The sequence below is a fragment of the Streptomyces sp. NPDC048434 genome (genome assembly GCF_043200375.1).
Classification (GTDB): Bacteria; Actinomycetota; Actinomycetes; order Streptomycetales; family Streptomycetaceae; genus Streptomyces.
This window is the reverse complement of sequence record NZ_JBICXQ010000008.1, coordinates 116,244-134,803: the sequence shown is the minus strand read 5'-3', so window position 1 is coordinate 134,803 and position 18,560 is coordinate 116,244. Positions and strand designations below refer to the sequence as shown.

Here is an 18,560-nt window from a genome sequence, read left to right as displayed (position 1 = left end):
CAGAACGGCCCCCGCCACGGTTGTCGCCGATGGGTGAAATCGGGTGACGGGGCGGACATGCCGAGGGGCGGCCCGCGTCTGCGAGCCGCCCCTCGGACGGAGCCCTCAGTCCGCGGTGACGGCCCGGGGCGCCTCGACCAGGACCTTCCCTCCATCCCGACCGGTCATCACGAGACGCGGCAGCCAGGGCCCCTTACGGTCGAAGACATGGGTGACGGCTGCCTCGCCGGTCTCCCGCTGCGTACCGTCGCCGAAGTACCAGTGGTAGCGGTACCCGACGGCGGGCGGCTTTCCGTTCACCGTCACCGACATGCGCACCTCACTGCCGGCATGCGCGTTCTCCGGGACGTTCAGCTGCGCCCGCGGCCCTTGCCGGGGGAGATGGAACCACTCGCGCACACTCGGGTTGAGAAGAAAGGCGTCGGCGTACTGCCGGGCGCCCTCGATGTCGGGGTGAGCGACGGCCGCGGTCAAACACTGCGCCGGAGTCGGGCTGAGCTCGGGGCAGGCCCGCGTGCGCAGCGGGAACGCCGGGTCGGACACCGGAGTGTTCCAGACCTTGGAGTCCCGGGTGAGAAGGGCATTGTCCACGGTGAACAGTCCGTCGGCGGCAACCGCGTACGGACCGTCCGTGGACGCCTTGTTGGCCGAGGCCGCCGCCTGATGGTAGGCGGCATTGGCCAGTTGTGTGTACTGCTCGTAGCGCTCGGCCACGCTGCCGAGGGCGCTCTTGCAGGAGGCCAGCCGCCCCCCGGCGACTCCGGGGGCCGAACAGTTCTTCACCGGGATCGGAGAGCTGCTGCGGCTCAGCGCGTAGTAGAAGTCGGCCACGACCACCTTCGGCCGCCCCGGCAGCGAATGGGCTTTCTCGATCGCCTTCTGCATCCCGCGTCCGCCGTATCCGACCTTCGCGCCGCTGAAGTAGGGCACGTCCTTGGCCGGGTTCTCCGCTGCCGCGCCGATACCGGAGCACTCGCGCTTCACGGCCTTGGGCAGGTTCTCCGAGCCGGGGGTGATGCCGACACCGATGCCGAAGAAGGGATCGAGGTCGTTGATGCATCCGTTGATCACGACCAGATCGAGACCGTAGCCGCCCGCCCGTGCCTGTGCGCCCGCTTTCTCCAATTGGCAGAACACGTCCGGCATTTGCTGGGTGACCTCGCCGAACTCCATCTCCCCGTCTCCGTCCGGGTCCTGCTTCTCCGTCGTGTGCAGACAGGCCGCGTCATCGTTGCCCGCGGGCAGCTCGGGCGCGTCGAGCACCGCGCCGGAGATCGAGTAGTCCATGTGCTGATGGCCCCGGCCGGTCTCCCGCCCGAGCAACTGCCCTGTCAGATAAGGGAACTTCTGGTCGTGGTCCAGACCCTGACCCCAGACCACGGAGTCACCGACGGACGCCACCCGCACCGGGTGGCACCCCCGGCGTACCGTGTCCCGCCAGACCTTGCCGTAGCGGCCGGGTGCAGGGCCGCCGGACGAGCCGGCGATGCGGGCATCGACCTGCAAGGCGGTCTCGGTTGCGGGCACCCGGTCGAAGGGGATGCTGAACTCGGCCGTGCCGACCCGGGCGGCCATGTCGAGGCGCCCGCCGGCCAACTGCTCGTCGCCGGCGCGGACGCGCCACTCCACGGTGGCCCCGGCCTTCGCAGCGGCGGGGTCGTAGACCTCCACCCGACCGTGCACGGGCCCGCTGCACACCGGATTCGGCGTCAAGTCCACGTCGAGGACGAGGGGGAACGCCGATCCCGGCAAGGCGCTGCTCTGCGCCGCGGCGGGGAGCCCACCGAGGAGCTGGCCCAGGAGCACGACGACCGCGCCGACCGCCGCGAAACGCCTCCCCGTCAACCACCGACGGGCCACCCCCGGCCCGCCCGGACCGGGCCCCGCACCGCTGCCCGCCCGCCTCGGCCCAACCCACCGCGACCACACTAATCTCACGCCAACACCCCTGCCTCAGCCGTCATTTCGCTCCGTACGGAGTCAACTGAACCCCGCATCGGTAGGGATGATCGCAGCCAGGCGACCGGCATGGACTCCGGGCGGGGCTCCATGCCGAGTGAAACTGATCACTTACCCACAGTTATGGGGTGCGCTCGCAAGGCCCCAAGCGGCCGTCCTCGACGGCACGGGCCTGAAGGAGGCGCGGACCCGCCTCGACTGCGGTGACGCCCAACTCCGCAAGCCTGTGGGAACTGTGTCCGTTGAAGACAAGTCGATGACCGGTACGAAACCGCAAGCAGCGGTGGCGGCCACCTGGTTACCCGGCATGACTCATCTCTCCTGTTCGGCTGCTTCTCGGCCTAGTTCGACGTGTTGAGCACCGCAGCTGACGGGGTGGTTCGTTGACCACCTGGGGAGAACAGGCCGACGACCAGCGCGCCACCCAGGAGAATGCCGAATGCCGCCCAGAGCGCCACCGTGTAGCCATGTACGGTCCCGACGTTGCCGGCTTCCGGACGGTTCGCGTGGTCCTTGAGGTACCACGTGGTGACGCTCGTCGCGAGGGAGTTGAGCAGCGCGGTACCGAACGCGGCGCCCACCTGCTGCACCGTGTTGTACGCCGCCGAGGCGACACCCGCCTCAGCCGGGTTCAGCTCCACCGTCGCCATGTTCGTCGCCGTCGCCAGCAGGCAGCCGAGACCGATTCCGGTCAGAATCATCGACGGGGTCAGGTACGCCAGGAACACGTGTGAGCTGTCCACTTCCAGCTGCGTGAGGATCAGCATCCCGGCTGCGGAGGACAGCAAACTGCCCGCGATCAGGATGTTCGGGGCGACCCGGCGGTGCAGTTTCCCGGCGATCACCATCGCGCCGACAGTGGTGCTGACGGCGTTCACCAGCAGCGTCATGCCCGCCTTGACGGGTGAGTAGGCGAGGATCGTCTGCGTGTAGTAGCTCACGAAGAGGTAGAAGCCGAACATAGCGATGAACATCACGCAGACGGACACGAACGCGGCGCCCCGGGCCCGGTGGACGAGGATGTGCAGCGGCAGCAGCGGATGCTGAGACTTGGCCTCCACCAAGACGAACAGGCCGAGCAGGATAAAGCCGCCGATGAGTAGGGCGAGCACCTTCGGGTCGTCCCATCCTTGTGGTTCGGCCCGGGTGAAGCCGTAAACGAGCGAGACGAGACCCGTCGCGCTGAGCAGCACTCCGGGGACGTCGAGGTGGCGCAGGTTGCCGCTCGGGCGGTCCCGCAGGATGAGTGGGAGACCGATCAGGGCGATCGCGGCCATCGGGACGTTGATGTAGAGGCACCAGCGCCAGTTTGCGTACTCGGTGAGCAGTCCGCCCGCCACCACGCCGAGCGCCGCCCCGCCCGCGCCGACGCCTGCGAAGACACCGAAGGCTTTTCCGCGCTCACGCCCGTCGGTGAAGGTCAGGATCAGCAAGGACAGTACCGCCGGGGCCAGAAGCGCGGCGAAGACGCCTTGTGTCGCACGGGCGGCGAACAGCGTGCTCGCGTTGTTTGCCGCGCCGCCGAGCGCCGAGGCCGGCGCGAAGCCGACCAGGCCGATGGCGAAGGACCGCCGGTGGCCCAGAGCGCTGCTCGCGCGCCCGCCCACGAGCAGTAAGCCGCCGAAGGCGAGGGCGTACGCCGTGATCACCCAGTGCCGGTCGGCGTCCGTCATCCCCAAGTCCTGCTGTGCCGAGGGGAGTGCGATGTTCACGATGGTCGCGTCCAGCACGACCATCAGCTGAGCAAGGCTCACTACAGGAAGGGTCCACCAGCGCTTCGCGGGCTGAGTTGGGGGCGCCGAAGTTTCTTGCTGAATGTCTGTCACAACAACTCTCGCACAGTGGTCGGGTGACTCGAACGTTGGTCTAGTGGCGGTGACGCTACTACAACTCTGTGCAGCGGGCCATGACAGAAGGTGGCTGCGGGACGCCTTTCGCGGAGCGGCCCGGGAGCGCTAAGCAGACGTGTGAGCAGCGGAGTTGTGGGTTTCCCGCAGTAGTTGCGGACACGGACCGGAGGGAGGGTCGGCGCGGGCGGGCACACGGCATCCGGACGGGTGCGACCGGTCGGAACGCCGTCCGGCCGAGTGCACGCCGTAGGTCGTGAGGGGCACCCGAAGGGCTCGGACCGGGTGCCCGGCCATGCCAAACTCAACCGCGAACAATCGGTAACGCGTAGTGCGCCCTGGGGGGTGAGCCGCGTGATTCTGGAGGCGAACGTCATCGCAGACAAAGAGCGCACGAGGAGCCAGTCCGGCGGTGGCCCCGGCAACGTCTGGCTTCGGCCCTCACGTGGCAGAAAAGGGGAACCACCGCTCACGCGGGACCGCATCGTCCATGCGGCCGTCGCCCTGTTGGACGAGGAGGGGATGGACCGGCTCACGATGCGGCGTCTGGCCGAACGCCTCCAGGTGGGTGCGACAACTCTGTACTGGCACGTGGCGACCAAGGGCGACGTCATCGATCTCGCGGTCGACGCGATCTTCGGGGAGACCCCGGTCCCGGCTCACCACGCCCGGAATCCGCGGGACGACATCGCGACCCTGGTCAACGGCTGGCGACAGGCGATGCTGCGACACCCCTGGGCAGCCACCGTGCCGTCGCGGCAACGGCCGCTGATGGGACCCAACTTCCTGACCTGGATGGAATTCCTGCAATCCGCGCTGCTGCGCGCGGGACTGACAGACAAGCGTCTCAACGCCGCGACGTGGGCCCTGTACAACCACGTGATGGGTGCCACGGCCACCCAGTCCAGCTTGCAGCTCTCCGCTGAGGAAACACGGCTGGGCCAGGCATACCTGGAGAGCCAGCGCGACCAATACCCGACCGTTGTCGCGAACAATTACCTCGCCGATGACGACTGGGACGCCAACTTCGCGGTCGGGTTGGAGTTTTTGCTCGATGGAATCGAGGCGCAGACGAAACGCTGAAGTCGCCCCCCGCGTCTGCCCCCGTGCCGGCTTGTCACGAGCTCACGTCCGGCCTGCCCACGCGGCCCTACGACCTGCGACACGCCGGGATCGCGTGCTGGCTGTGCCCGGTGTGGACCCGCCGGAATGCGCTCGGGGCGAGCGAAAGGCGCCTGACGGACAGAAACCCGGGTCAGGCGCCCTTTCTCTTGCCTCGCCCAGTTCTTCGATGCTCCGCCGCCGTACCCATCTCCCGGATCAGAGCGGCAGGTTGAGGTCCGTCAGGAGGTTGCGGGCCTGTACGCCGGGAGCCATGGCCGGTGGCGTCTGCTGTCCGGGCGGTCACCGTCCGCGGTACCGACCGTGCCGCTCTGGTACGCGTGGCGTCGCGGCCGGGGTGGTGGATTGCCGGCCTGGCCTCTTCCCTCGGGCGTCTTACGGGGGGTGGTGCGGTCCGCGGCGGCTTGCGGTTGGGTGATCCGCAGGCTGGCGTGGACCTGCCAGCCGGAGCTGTCCTGGTGGATGTCGAACCGGGCCGCGAGGGTGTGCACGATGCGAAGGCCGCGGCCGTGCTCGTCGGGATCGTCGTCGGCGGGCGACGTCGTCGGCCGGCCCACATCTCCGTGGTCGGCCACCGCAATGTGCAGCAGGTCCGGGCCGAGGGCCAGGTGGAGCGTCATGTCGCTGTGCCCGTGCTGAGCCGCATTGGTCGTCAGTTCGCTCACGATGAGCGCGGCGGTGTCCTGCTCGTCGTCGGGCAGGCGCCACCAGGCGAGCAGGGTGGCGGTGAAGTGCCGGGCGCTGCGGACTCCGGCATCCCGCGCAGGCAGTGTCAGCACGGCGTGCTGTGCGGATCGTGGCACGAGGGTGGGCAGCGGCGTGCCGTGTGTCGAGACGCCTTGCGTGCCGGTGGCCCTGGGGCAGGGCACGGTGTCGGACATGGTGTCACTTCCATGGTCAGGGGCTGCCAAGGCGCCGTAACCGTCGGGCTGTGTGCCCACGGGTGACGGCGACTCACAGTGCGCCGACGAGGGAGAGCGGGAACCCGGCTTCGGGGCGGGGCCCGAATGCCTCCCCGGGACTGCCGCATGCCGTCGAGCTTGGTCGGTGGGTGGTGCGATGGTCATGCGCGCACCACCCGGGTACCGGCAGCGGCCAGCTCGTCGGCGAGGGCGGAGTCCAGCCCCGAGTCGCTGATGACCACGTCGACCTCGTCCAGATGGCCGAAGTGGGCGAAGTGGTCGATGGAGAACTTCGTGTGGTCGGCGAGGACGGCGACGCGCCGGGCGCTGGCCATCATGCCTCGCTTAACGGCTGCCTCGGTGGTGTCGGGGGTCGTCAGTCCCCGTTCCACCGAGATGCCGTTCGTGCCGATGAAGGCGACGTCCACGTAGGTGACGGCGAGGGGGGCACGGGTCCACTCGCCGACCGTGGCCTGCGTGCGTGTGCGCACATGGCCACCGACGAGGAAGAGGTTGATGTGGGGACGGGGTGCCAATTGAACCGCGATGGCCAGGCCGTTGGTCACGACGGTCAGCTCGCGGTCGGGCAGCAGATCGGCCAGGCGTCCGGTGGTGGTGCCGGCATCGAGCAGGATGGCGCCGGCCTCGGGGACCTCGGCAAGCGCCGCCGTGGCGATGCGTTGCTTCTCCTCGGTCAGCATGGTCGCGCGATGGGCGAGTGCGGGCTCGAATCCGAAGCGCTCGACCGGGATGGCTCCGCCGTGTACCCGGCGGAGCAGACCGTGACGCTCAAGCGTGGTCAGGTCGCGCCGAATGGTCTCCGGGGTGACATCGAGCTCGGCAGCCAGCGTGGTGACCTCGACCCGGCTGTCGTGCCGGGCCCGCTCCACGATGAGCTGATGACGCTCTTCCGCGTACATGTGGTTTCACCGCCGTTAGAGACTCATTAGCTCCGGTTTACGCCTCGACATCAGGGTAAGCAAGATATTCGGGCAATAAATTTCACAATTTACGTGATCTATTGCCGAAGCTCTGTTAAGTCTGTCGCGCCTCCGCCGGGAACCCAGCATGGAGTCCGCGGACCGGATCCCGTCCGCCACCGGGCTCATCCGTGCATGCCCGGCCCTGGCCCGCCTTCCGTACGGCGCTTCGGCATCTGATCGTCAGCGGATTCAGTCGGCGGCAAGCCGGCTCCAGACAGGACCAAGAGCATCAATGGCCGCCAGATACACCTGGTAGGTCTCGCTCAGTACCGCGACTCGGCCGGCCTCCGGTTCGTAGCAGCGGCCGGCCGTGGTGAGGGCACGGGCGTCATCGATTCCTGAGAGCAGCCCGATGGCGATACCGGCGAGCAGAGCGGCACCGCGGGCCGCACTCTCCTCGACGCGGGGCACCTCGATCGGCCGGTTCAGCGCGTCGGAGAACATCTGGGACCAGGTCTCGCTGCGTGCTGCGCCGCCGGTCAGCCGCGTCGCCCCGGTGACGGGAAGCGCCGAGGACAGGGCATCGACGTGCCATCGGTGGTTGAGCACGACGCCCTCCAGAAGCGCCCTCAACAAGTGGCCACGGGTGTGCCAGCCACGCAGGCCCAGGAACGTCCCGGAAGCGGGCCAGCTGTGCGGAGAGCCGTAGACGAAGGGGTGGAACAGCACCTCCGACGGTCCCGCAAGGTGTGCGCCGACCTCTCGGGTGATCACGTCGTACACGCTCTCCCCGGACGCCGTGGGCACATCCACCACCCGCAGGAACCACTCCAGGCTGGCGACCGAGGCGGGCGAGGTGGACATGGTCATCCACTGGTGCGGACGGACGAAATTGCGTACCTGCCAGCGAGGGTCGATCACCACGCGGTCGCTGACCACCTGGTTGACGCTGAACGTCCCGGCGATCAAGCAGAGGTCTCCGGGCGTGATGCCGCCGATGCCGATCGCCGCCGCATCGACGTCGTGCGCACCTGTGACGACCGGTGTACCGACGGTGAGTCCGGTCGCCGCCGCGGCTTCGGCGGTGACTCGCCCGGCCACGGCGTCGCAGGGCAGGACGGGCGGCAGCTTCCCGGCCAATTCACCGAGTCCGTACAGATCCAGCAGTTGCGTGGAGTAGGCGTGGGTATGCACGTCGGTGAAGGACGCACTCGCCTCCGTGGGATCGGTGGCGACCTCGCCGGTCAGCTTGAGGCGTAGCCAGTCCTTGCAGAACATCAGCCACCTGGACCGCTCCAGCACTGCCGGTTCGTGGCTTTTCAACCAGGCCAGCACGGCCGCCGGGGACGCGGCGAACGGGACCTGACCGGACCACTCCAGCGCCTGCTGCCAGACCGGGGTGTCCCGCCAGCGGTCGAGCACCGTGTGGGCGCGCGTGTCCATGGCGACGATGGCTCCCCGCACGGGTTCGTAGCGCTCGTCGACCGCGTACAGCCCGTCGTTGTGGCCCGAAAGGCCGACCGCCGCGACCTCTCGCCCTGTCGTCACCCCGCCCTCGGCCAGGCACATCCGGATGGCCTGCTGCGCGGCCAGCCACACCTCTTGCATATCGCGTTCCACCCAGCACGGACGGGGGGTGTGCAGCGGGACCTTGATGCTGCCCTTCGCCACCTGCCGTCCGGCGGCGTCGAACAGCACCGCCTTGGTCACGGTCTGGCCGGCGTCCACACCGAGCAACAGCTTCCGCACGTCCGATTACACCCATTCCAGCTCGCGCGCGTTGACCGCGTCGAGGCATCGGCCGGTGCGTGCCAACTCGTCGACGGCCTGCGCGACCAGGCGTGCCGAGCGCAGGTTCGTGGTCACGGTGTCGCCCGCGTAGTGGGTGGTGAGCGTGACATTGTCCAGTGCACGCCAGGGGCTGTCGGCGGGCAGCGGTTCCTGGTCATGCACGTCCAGGCCCGCTCCGGCGATGCTGCCCGCGGCCAGCGCCTCGTACAGGGCGTCGGTGTCGACCAGCCGGCTGCGGGCCGTGTTGATGAAGAAGGCCGTATGTTTCATCAGCGCGAACTGTCGGCGTCCGATGAACCTTTCGGTCTCGGGTGTCAGCCGGGCGAGGATCTGCACGAAGTCGGACTCCAGGAAGACGGTGTCCAGATCGGCTCGCGACGCACCGTGCTCGGCGATCACCGCGTCGGGCAGGTACGGGTCGTGCACCAGGAGGCGTGCGCCGAAACCCCGTAGAATTCGGGCCAGTTCACGCCCTACGTGGCCCATGCCGACCAGTCCGATGGTGCTGCCGCCGACCTCGTGCCCCGGGCCGCCGAAGTCCTTGCGCCAGCCACCGGCCTTGACCGACGCGTCCGCGCGGGCGATGTCGCGGGCTTCGGTGAGCATGAGCCCCAGCGCCAGTTCGGCGACGGCTGAGGCATTGCGGCCGAACACCGGCACCACGGCAATGCCCCGGTCGGTGGCGCAGGCGATGTCGACGTTCTCCAGCCCGGTACGCGCCACGCACACGGCCCGCAGTTTCGGCGCGGCCTGAAGTACCGCCCGTGAGACCGGCGCGAAGTGCACGGCGAGCACTTCCGCGTCGTCGAGCACATCGATGATCTCGCCGGGTACCGGCACAGCGGCCGGGCCGTTGCGTTCCATGGTCTGCTGAGCCGAGTGCTGGTCGGCCTTGGTGCCGGACCAGTCGACGGTACGCACCGGGCCGAAGCGCGGGCCACACACCTCGGTCAGGGCGTCGACGTAGAGGGCGGCGGGGACGAACTGGTCACCGACGACGAGTGTGTGCATGGGAACCTCCTGAATGTTCGGGCAGCGCCGGGGTCCGGGGGCCTGCGGTGGGAGCGCGGTGTCGCCGGGGCTGTGGGAGTGCGGCGGATCGCGAGGACGGGGGCCGGCGCGGCGGGGCCGTCCCTTCCGCGAGGGTGCTGGGTGGCGCCCTCACTTGACGGCGCCCATGGACAGGCCGCGCACGAGTTGCCGCTGGGCGGTCCAGCCGGCGAGCAGGACCGGAAGGCAGGCCAGCGTGGCGGCGGCGGACAGCTTCGCCCAGTACAGGCCCTCGCTGGTGATGAAGCCGACGAGGAACACCGGGATGGTGGCGGCACGGAACGAGGTCAGGTTGAGCGCGAGGAAGAATTCGTTCCAGGAGAAGATCAGGCAGATCAGGGAGGTCGCGGTGATCCCCGGCAGGACCATGGGGAGCAGCACGGCGGTCAGTTCCTGGCGCGTGGTGGCACCGTCCACCCGGGCGGCTTCCAGCACCTCGCGGGGGACTTCGAGGAAGAAGGAACGCAGCATCCACACCGCGATGGGCAGGTTCATGGCCGCGTACAAGATGATCAGCGCGCCGATGCCGTCCAGCGCACCGAGGTCGCGCACGGCCAGGTAGAGGGGAATGATCGCGGCCACGACCGGGAGCATCTTGGTGGAGATGAAGAAAAACAGCGCGTTGCGCCACTTCTTCACGGGCCGGACGGACAGGGCGTAGGCCGCCGGGGCCGCCAGGATCAGCGCGAGAACCGTGGAAACGACCGAGGCCAGCGCGGAGTTGGCGAGATACGGGCCGATGCCACTGGAGAACACCGCGCGGAACTGGGCCAGTGTCGGGGAGAAGACGAGGTGCGGCGTGCGGGTGTAGGCGGCGGACTCGGGCTTGAACGCCGTGAGTACCATCCACAGCACCGGAAAGAAGAACACGATCGCGGCCAACCACGCGCCGGTGGTCCAGGCACTGCGCCCGAGCCGACGGCGGCGCGACGGACGGTGGGTGGGAGGGGTCATCCCGCGCTCCTCTCCGTGCCGGAGAACACGGTGAACAGCAAGCGCAGGGCCACCGAGGCGACCACGATCGTGCCGGCCACGGTGACCACGCCCAACGCGGACGCCTGGCCGACGTCAAAGCCGAGGAAGGCCCGCTGATAGACGTAGTAGGGCAGGTTGGTGGTGCGCGTGCCCGGCCCGCCCTGAGTCATCATGTAGATCACGTCGAAGGTGTTGACCAGGTAGATCGCGCCCAGCAGCATGCCCAGTTCGATGTAGCGGCGCAGGTGCGGCAGGGTGATCCACCGGAACGTCGTCCACGGGCCGGCGCCGTCCACCCGAGCGGCCTCCAGGACATCGGCCGCCTGGCTCTGCAGCCCGGCCAGCACGATCAGCATCATGAACGGCGTCCACTGCCACACCAGTACGGCCACCACGGACGCCATCGGGAACCGGCTGACGAAGTCGGTGGGCGGCACGCCGAACCACGACAGCACATGGCTGACGATGCCGTAGGCCGGATCGAGCATCGTGGTCTTCCACAGCAGTCCCGATACCGTCGGCATGACCAGGAACGGTGAGATCAGCAGGGTGCGCGCCACGCCACGGCCCGGGAACCGGCGGTCGAGCAGCCCGGCCAGGGGCACACCGAGCGCCATGGCGAGGGCCACCGCGAGCACGGTCATCTCGATCTCGGTGAACAGGGCGCTGCGGAAGGCGTTGTCGGTGAAGACGTTCGCATAGTTGGCCAGACCGACCCAGCGCTCCGACCCGGGCCGCACCAGGTTCCAGGACTGGAACGAGTAGAACACCGTGAAGACGAAGGGCACCTGCGTGACGACGACCGTGTAGAGCAGCGCCGGCAGGAGCGGCCACCTGCGACGCCACGTCGTCGGAGCCATCGGTCCGGCCGCCGCCACGGAGCCGGCCGGCAGGGCGGCGTCACCCACCACGGTGTCCCTCCCGGTGACTGGGCTGTTGGTAGCCACGGCCGACGGTCTGCGCGTACTGCTGGGACTGGTCCAGCGCGGCCCGCACGGACTGCTGCCCGGCGATCGCGGCGTTGATCTGCTGGCTCACCCGGGTGCCCAGGTCCTGGAACTCGGGGATGTCCAGAAACTGCACGCCGGTGTACGGCACGGGCTGCACGGTCGGGTGTTCCGGGTCGGCCTGGCGGATCGCCGCCAGCGTCGGCCCGCTGAACGCCCGTGAGATCTTCCGGTACCGCGGAAGGGTGTAGGTGGACTCCCGGCTGCCCGGCGGCAGCCTGGACCAGCCCAGCTTGTGCCCCACCAGCTTGATGTAGTCCCGCGAGGTGGCCCAGGAGATGAACTGCCAGGCCGCGTCCTTGTGCAGGGTGGTGGTGGGGATACCGAACGACCAGGAGTAGAGCCAGCCCGACGACGCCGTCGCCTCCACCGGGGCGGCCACATAGCCGACCTTGCCGACCACTTTGCTGCTCGCCGGGTCCTCCAGCAGTCCGGCCGCCGAGGTCGCGTCGTACCACATGGCGGCGTTGCCCTGCGCGAAGTGGGTGGCGCACTCGGTGAAGCCCGCGGCGGCCGCCGCGGGCTCGCCGTCCCGGCGCACCAGATCGACGTAGAAGCCCACGGCCCGTCGCACGGCCGGTGACATGAGCTGGGCTTTCCACCGCATGTCGTACCAGCGGCCGCCGAAGGTGTTGATCACCGTGTCCAGCGGGGCGAGCACCTGGCCCCAGCCGGGGGCGCCGCGCAGGCAGATCCCCGCCCGGCCGTGCCGGGGGTCGTGGAGCCTGTCGGCGAAATGCGCCACCTGCCGCCAGGTGGGGTGGGGCGGCATGGTCAGGTGGCGGGCGGCGAAGAGGTCCTTGCGGTACATCAGGAACGACGACTCGCCGTAAAACGGGACCGAGTAGAGGTGACCGCGGTAGGAGAGGGCCTTGCGGATCGGGCCGAGGAAGTCGGCCGGGTCGTAGCCGGGGGTTCGGTCAGCCGGCGGCTGCAGGTCGGTCAGCCAGCCGTTGCGCGCCCACATGGGCGTCTCGTAATTGCTGATCATGACGACGTCGAACTCACGGCTACCGGTGGCAACCGACTCGGTGATCTTCTGTCGCGCCTCGTTCTCCGGCAGCGTCACGTAGTGCACGCGGATGCCCGGGTGAGATCGCTCGAAGTCCGGCGTGAGGGTCTCCACGTCCTGCATCTGCGGATTGGCGACGATGGCCACGGTGACGGTCGTCCCGCCGGGGGTGCCACCGATCGCTCCGAATCCGGTGCAACCGGCCGCCAGGAGACTCATCACGAAGGCGGTGGCCGCGGGTGCCGTCAGCCGCCGTGCCCGGATCAGCTGGGACATGCCGGTTCCTCCCCGGTGGTGCACGCCGACGGGACCGGTGTCAGAAGTGCGGCAGCACACCAGGATTCGTGACTCCGGCCGTATCCGGCCGCGTTGTCCGCCGACGGGCACGCGCACCGGCCGGCTGAGCAGCGACCGGTCCGAAGCCGTCGGGCAGGCTGACTGCGGCTCGTGGACCGCTCGTTGCGCGATCGTCGCATGACCCCGGTTGCCGCAGGGGACGGACACGCGGCCGAGGACCGCATGTCCGTCCCCTGCCCCGGGCCCGCGGGCGCCGGACGGCGCTTCTCCGTCCACCGGTGGACCGGCAACCGGTCGCTGGGAGCTCGCAACGGACGGCCGGAGGGCATGGCGTCAGTCGCTGAGGCGTTCGCCGGTGGAGGTGGAGAAGACGTGGATCTCGCCGGGGTGCGGGACGACGTGCAGGACGTCGCCCTTGCGCGGTATCCGGCGGCCGCCGACGCGGACCACGATGTCCTTGTGTTCACCGCCCATGTCGGCGGTGCCGTGGACGTACCCGTCCGCGCCGAGCTCCTCCACCACATTGACGGTGATCGCGACACCGGCCGGTGCGTTCTTGGCGAGCGGGGCGGCGTCGCCGTCCGCGATGTCGAAGTGCTCGGGGCGTACCCCGACGGTCACCGTGCCCTCGGCGTTGCCGGCGGCGGCGAGCGCCTCGCGGTTGACCGGCACGACGCTGTTGCCGAACTTCACCCCGCCGTCCGTGATCGCCACCTCGACCAGGTTCATGGCCGGGGACCCGATGAATCCCGCCACGAAGAGATTGGCGGGCCGGTCGTACAGGTTGCGCGGTGAGTCCACCTGCTGGAGCAGACCGTCCTTGAGCACGGCGACCCGGTCACCCATCGTCATCGCCTCGACTTGATCGTGCGTGACATACACCGTGGTCGTCCCGAGCCGCCGCTGCAGGCTCGCAATCTGCGTACGCGTCTGGACCCGCAGCTTGGCGTCGAGGTTCGACAGCGGTTCGTCCATGAGGAAGACCTGGGGTTCGCGGACGATGGCACGGCCCATGGCCACACGCTGGCGCTGGCCTCCGGAGAGCGCCTTCGGCTTGCGGTCCAAGTACTCGGTCAGGTCGAGGATCTTCGCGGCCTCCTCGACCCGCGTGCGGATGTCCGCCTTGTTCACCCTGGCGATCTTGAGCGCGAAGCCCATGTTGTCGGCCACGGTCATGTGCGGGTACAGCGCGTAGTTCTGGAACACCATGGCGACGTCCCGGTCCTTCGGCGGCAGCTGGGTCACCTCGCGGTCCCCGATGCGGATCGCTCCGTCGTTGACGTCTTCGAGCCCGGCGAGCATCCGAAGGGAGGTGGACTTGCCGCAGCCGGACGGCCCGACGAGTACGAGGAATTCGCCGTCCGCGATGTCGAGCTCCAGCGCGTCGACGGCCGCCCGGTCGGAGCCGGGATAGTTACGGGTCGCTTTGTCGAACGTGACAGTGGCCATGGTGGTGGGTCCCTTCACCGGCAGGAACGTGCCGGACGATCCGAGTAGAAGGTGGTGCGGGCAGCGCGGACGCATCCCGCGGTACGGGTCAGGGGGTCGCGAGCTGTCCTTGGGGCCGGAAGCCGCGCAGTTCCCGAAGCGTGGGGGGATCGGCGCCGGGGCGCGTACAGGTGACCCCCGCTGATCCGGAAGTCGTAGCGTGCGCCGCCGCTCCGGTCGTCTGGCCAGAGACGTGGCGACGTTGGCGGGGGAACCGCCGGGATGTCCGGTGTGGGGGGACGGCGCTCCGGCGGCTTGCACCAGATCCACCAGGGCCTCGCCGACGACAGTGATCATCTGTTCTCCGGGGCTGTGACCGAGGGCTCGGGTTCCGCGTCGGAGTCGGTGCGCTGCTGGACTCCGGGCGATGGCACGACGATAGATCTAGCAACAATTTCTCGCAAGAAGTGTTAACAATGTCGAGCTCTTCCGGTAACAATGCCTTCAGTGCCCCTTCGCGTTCTGCCACCCCCGGAGCGCGTACGGCCATCCCCACCTCGTCCAGGCGCGCCTCCCTTCGGTCAGCAATCGCTGCTCCCGACCGCGCCCTGGAGGAACGACGTCCAGCGGTGCCTTCCCTTCCCCGTCCGGAGAGCGCCGCTGGATCCCCTCCCCAGCAGTGACGGGTACGGCGTCATCCACGCCGGCCTCTTGTCTGCTGATCGCTCCCCACCCCCTGCCTGCGCGGATCCGTACGAGTCCACCGCGGGTTCACACCGCCCCAGTCAGGCAGTGGTCCCGGCACCTTCCACCCCGGGTGCCGGGACCACATCAGCGCACCACCGTGCAGGGCCCCGCGGCTCGCGCGTCACTCAGTCCCACCTCTCAAGGAGGAGCAGTGATCAGATTCAGGTCAAAGCCGTTCTGCGCGGTAGCCGTTCTCACCGGCATGACGCTGGTGGCAACCGGTTGTGCCGGCGCCGGCGGCACCGCGGCCGGCGGCGGTGGTCGCTCGATCAGCGTGCTGATGGTGAACAACCCCCAGATGGAGGACCTGCGGAAGCTCACCGCGCAGAACTTCACCCGGCAGACCGGCATCCACGTCAATTTCACCGTTCTCCCGGAGAACGACCTGCGGGACAAGGCCAGCCAGGAGTTCTCCAACCAGGCCGGCCAGTACGACGTGGCCACGCTCACCAACTACGAGGTGCCCTTCTACGCCAAGAACGGCTGGCTCACCCCGCTCGACTCCCAGGTGGCAAAGGACCAGGCGTTCGACCAGGGCGACATCCTCAAGCCCATGGCCGAGTCGCTCACCGCGGCCGACGGCAAGCTCTACGCCGAGCCCTTCTACGGCGAGTCGTCGTTCCTCATGTACCGCAAGGACGTCTTCGCGGCCAAGCACCTGACCATGCCCGCCCACCCGACCTGGCAGCAGGTGGCCGACCTGGCTGCCAAGGCCGACGGCGCCAAACCGGGGATGCGCGGCATCTGTCTGCGCGGGCAGCCGGGATGGGGTGAGCTGTTCGCACCGCTGACCACGGTCGTCAACACCTTCGGCGGCACCTGGTTCACCAAGGACTGGCAGGCCCAGGTGGACTCGAAGCCATTCCAGAAGGCCACGAAGTTCTACGTCGACCTGGTGCGCAAGCACGGCGAGGCCGGCGCTTCACAGGCCGGTTTCACCGAGTGCCTGAACAACATGAGCCAGGGCAAGACCGCCATGTGGTACGACGCCACCTCCGGCGCGGGCGCCCTGGAAGACCCCAAGCAGTCCAAGGTGGCCGGAAAGGTCGGATACGTTGCCGCGCCGGTCGAGAAGACCGATAGCTCGGGCTGGCTGGCCACCTGGGCATGGAGCATCGAGAAGGCGAGCAAGCACCAGGACGACGCCTGGAAGTTCATCTCCTGGGCGTCGAGCAAGGGCTACGAGAAGCTGGCCGGGGACAAGCTCGGCTGGTCCCGTATCCCCGCCGGCAAGCGCGCCTCGACGTACACGAACGTGGACTACCGCAAATCCGCTTCCGCTTTCGCGGAACCGACGTTGAACGCCATCAGCACGGCAGACCCGCGCCACCCGGGTGTGCAACCCCGGCCGACCGCCGGCATCCAATTCGTCGGCATCCCGGAATTCACCAGCCTGGGCACCCAGGTCTCACAGGGCGTCAGCTCGGCCATAGCCGGTCATACGACGGTTCCGGCTGCGCTCAACAAGGGCCAGCAGCTCACCGAACAGATCGCCAAGAAATACCGCTGACCCAAGGGCGTCCGGCCCGGCCCGGGTCGGGCCGGACATCCCTCGGAACCCCTTCAGCCCCAGATGAGAGACAGACATGAGCCTGATCAACCGCGCCACCAGCACGACCGCGCGGGTGGCCGCGAGCAGCCGGTCACCCGGCCCCGAACCGCGCACCCGACTGGCCAGAACGGGCGCCTGGGCGCGGCGTGCTCCGCTGCTCCCCGCGATGATCTTCCTGGTCGTCGTCACGCAACTGCCCTTCGTCGTGACCCTGGTGATCTCCTCGTTCAGCTGGAACTCCCTCGATCCCACGTCCCGTCACTTCACCGGGCTGTCCAACTACGCGCGGGTGTTCACCGACGGTGAGTTGCGCGCCGCGGTAGGCACGACCGTCGTCATGACCGTGGCCATCGTCGCCGTCTCCCTGGTGCTCGGTCTGGCCATCGCGCTGCTGCTCAACCGGGCATTCCTCGGCCGCGGCATCGTGCGGACGCTGTTCATCGCACCGTTCCTGCTCGTGCCGGTGGCCGCGGCACTGCTGTGGAAAGACGCCCTCTACAACCCCAACTACGGCCTGCTCAACGGGCTTCTTACCTGGGTCGGCCAGCTCTTCGGCAGTCACCACCCGACGCAGCCGGACTGGCTCTCCACCATGCCCAAGACCGCGGTGGAGACATCCCTGATCTGGCAGTGGACGCCGTTCATGATGCTGATCCTGCTGGCCGGCCTGCAGAGCCAGCCCGCGGACGCCATCGAGGCCGCCCGGGTCGACGGCGCGAACCCCTGGCAGATCTTCCGCCACCTCACCCTGCCCCATCTGCGCCGTTACCTGGAGCTGGGCACGCTGCTCGGGTCCATCTACATCGTGCAGAACTTCGACGCCGTCTTCACCATCACGTCCGGTGGACTCGGCACCGCCAACCTGCCGTATTCGATCTACGAGACCTTCTACCAGGCGCACGAGTACGGCCAGGCATCGGCCAACGCCGTGGTCGTCCTCGTCGCCACGATCATCATCGCGACCTTCGCCCTGCGCGTGGTGTCGTCGCTGTTCCGCGAGGAGATCCAACGATGACCACCCAGCTCCACACCGGTAGCAGCGCGCCGCCGCCCACCAGGACCGCACGCCACCGCCTGCCACAGCCCCCGTCGGCCCGACGGAAGAAGGGATGGCACAAAGTCTGGGGGCTGACCGCCTGGGTCACCGGGCTCTTCTTCTTCCTCCCGGTGGCGTGGATGGTGCTCACCTCTTTCCACTCCGAGACGGACGCCGCGACCAATCCCCCGTCGATCGCGGCCCACCTGACGCTGTCCGGCTACCGGGAATTCTTCGGCAGCACCACCGGCCAGAGCCCGCTGCCCGCGCTGATCAACTCGGCGTCCGCCAGTATCGGCTCCACCGCTCTCGTGCTCCTGCTGGCGGTACCGGCGGCCTACGCCCTGGCCATCAAGCCGGTACACAAGTGGCGGGATGTGCTGTTCTTCTTCCTGTCCACCAAGATGCTGCCGACGGTGGCGGGCCTGCTGCCCATCTACCTGTTCGCCAAGAACACCGGTCTGCTGGACAACATCTGGCTGCTCGTCATCCTCTACACGTCCATGAACCTGCCGATCGCTGTGTGGATGATGCGATCCTTCCTCGCCGAGGTGCCGATCGCGATCCTGGAGGCCGCCCAGATCGACGGCGCCGGTCTGCTCACCACTCTGCGCCGCATCGTGGCACCGATAGCAGCTCCGGGCATCGCCGCGACCGCGCTCATCTGTTTCATCTTCAGCTGGAACGAGATGCTGTTCGCGCGTGTCCTCACGGGCGTGACGGCGGCCACCTCGCCCGTCTTCCTGACCGGCTTCGTCACCAGCGAAGGACTGTTCCTCGCCCAGGTCTGCGCCGCAGCCACCCTCATCTCCCTCCCCGTGCTCGCCGCCGGCTTCGCGGCCCAGGACAAGCTCGTCCAGGGGCTGTCCCTGGGCGCTGTGAAGTGAGCGACCGAAACCTCCGGCCGGACCA

The 18,560-nt window shown here is 68.6% G+C and carries 14 protein-coding genes; 4 read left to right on the top strand and 10 right to left on the bottom strand.

Translation table 11 applies throughout. The features are described from left to right. Nucleotides 1-105: 105 nt before the first annotated feature. Both ACGFWI_RS12055 and ACGFWI_RS12050 read right to left on the bottom strand, forming a co-directional pair. Nucleotides 106-1,845: a PKD domain-containing protein gene (locus ACGFWI_RS12055; protein WP_393905838.1), complete on the bottom strand. Its 1,740-nt coding sequence runs from the start codon at nt 1,843-1,845 to the stop codon at nt 106-108. Between the two features lie 455 nt (nt 1,846-2,300). Next, entirely contained in the window at nt 2,301-3,776 is a 1,476-nt protein-coding gene (locus ACGFWI_RS12050) for an MFS transporter (RefSeq protein ID WP_393905964.1), read from the bottom strand. Between the two features lie 384 nt (nt 3,777-4,160). Here ACGFWI_RS12050 and ACGFWI_RS12045 point away from each other — a divergent pair, with 384 nt between their 5' ends. Then, nucleotides 4,161-4,889, top strand: a complete 729-nt coding sequence (locus ACGFWI_RS12045; protein ID WP_393905837.1) for a TetR/AcrR family transcriptional regulator — start codon at nt 4,161-4,163, stop codon at nt 4,887-4,889. A 260-nt stretch (nt 4,890-5,149) separates the two neighbouring features. Here ACGFWI_RS12045 and ACGFWI_RS12040 read toward each other — a convergent pair whose 3' ends face one another. The 8 genes from ACGFWI_RS12040 to ACGFWI_RS12005 form a co-directional block, all read right to left on the bottom strand. Further along, complete coding sequence (locus ACGFWI_RS12040; protein WP_393905836.1) at nt 5,150-5,809, bottom strand: ATP-binding protein; 660 nt, start codon at nt 5,807-5,809, stop codon at nt 5,150-5,152. 182 nt (nt 5,810-5,991) lie between these two features. Beyond that, nucleotides 5,992-6,750 carry a DeoR/GlpR family DNA-binding transcription regulator gene (locus ACGFWI_RS12035; RefSeq protein ID WP_393905835.1) on the bottom strand — a complete coding sequence of 253 codons (759 nt, stop codon included), beginning with the start codon at nt 6,748-6,750 and terminating at the stop codon, nt 5,992-5,994. A gap of 252 nt (nt 6,751-7,002) precedes the next feature. Beyond that, on the bottom strand, nt 7,003-8,502 hold the full coding sequence (locus ACGFWI_RS12030; protein WP_393905834.1) for an FGGY-family carbohydrate kinase: 1,500 nt from the start codon (nt 8,500-8,502) through the stop codon (nt 7,003-7,005). 6 nt (nt 8,503-8,508) lie between these two features. Continuing rightward, the gene (locus tag ACGFWI_RS12025) at nt 8,509-9,555 is read right to left on the bottom strand and encodes a 2-hydroxyacid dehydrogenase (protein ID WP_393905833.1); all 1,047 of its coding nucleotides are present in this window, start codon (nt 9,553-9,555) and stop codon (nt 8,509-8,511) included. A gap of 150 nt (nt 9,556-9,705) precedes the next feature. Further along, nucleotides 9,706-10,548 carry a carbohydrate ABC transporter permease gene (locus tag ACGFWI_RS12020; RefSeq protein ID WP_393905832.1) on the bottom strand — a complete coding sequence of 281 codons (843 nt, stop codon included), beginning with the start codon at nt 10,546-10,548 and terminating at the stop codon, nt 9,706-9,708. Beyond that, entirely contained in the window at nt 10,545-11,429 is an 885-nt protein-coding gene (locus tag ACGFWI_RS12015; RefSeq protein WP_393905963.1) for a carbohydrate ABC transporter permease, read from the bottom strand. Before ACGFWI_RS12015 ends, ACGFWI_RS12020 begins: the two co-directional genes overlap by 4 nt. Before the next feature lie 40 nt (nt 11,430-11,469). Then, entirely contained in the window at nt 11,470-12,864 is a 1,395-nt protein-coding gene (locus tag ACGFWI_RS12010; RefSeq protein ID WP_393905831.1) for an ABC transporter substrate-binding protein, read from the bottom strand. A gap of 354 nt (nt 12,865-13,218) precedes the next feature. Further along, nucleotides 13,219-14,334, bottom strand: coding sequence for an ABC transporter ATP-binding protein (locus ACGFWI_RS12005; RefSeq protein ID WP_393905830.1), 1,116 nt, complete (start codon nt 14,332-14,334; stop codon nt 13,219-13,221). A 928-nt stretch (nt 14,335-15,262) separates the two neighbouring features. On the opposite strand from ACGFWI_RS12005, the gene ACGFWI_RS12000 reads away from it, so the two are divergent. The 3 genes from ACGFWI_RS12000 to ACGFWI_RS11990 all read left to right on the top strand — a co-directional run bounded on the left by ACGFWI_RS12000 (nt 15,263) and on the right by ACGFWI_RS11990 (nt 18,535). Beyond that, nucleotides 15,263-16,570 (top strand): ABC transporter substrate-binding protein, encoded by a 1,308-nt coding sequence (locus tag ACGFWI_RS12000; protein ID WP_393905962.1) that lies wholly within the window; start codon nt 15,263-15,265, stop codon nt 16,568-16,570. A gap of 76 nt (nt 16,571-16,646) precedes the next feature. Next, complete coding sequence (locus tag ACGFWI_RS11995; RefSeq protein ID WP_393905829.1) at nt 16,647-17,627, top strand: carbohydrate ABC transporter permease; 981 nt, start codon at nt 16,647-16,649, stop codon at nt 17,625-17,627. Next, nucleotides 17,624-18,535: a carbohydrate ABC transporter permease gene (locus ACGFWI_RS11990; protein ID WP_393905828.1), complete on the top strand. Its 912-nt coding sequence runs from the start codon at nt 17,624-17,626 to the stop codon at nt 18,533-18,535. Before ACGFWI_RS11995 ends, ACGFWI_RS11990 begins: the two co-directional genes overlap by 4 nt. Nucleotides 18,536-18,560: the final 25 nt, after the last annotated feature.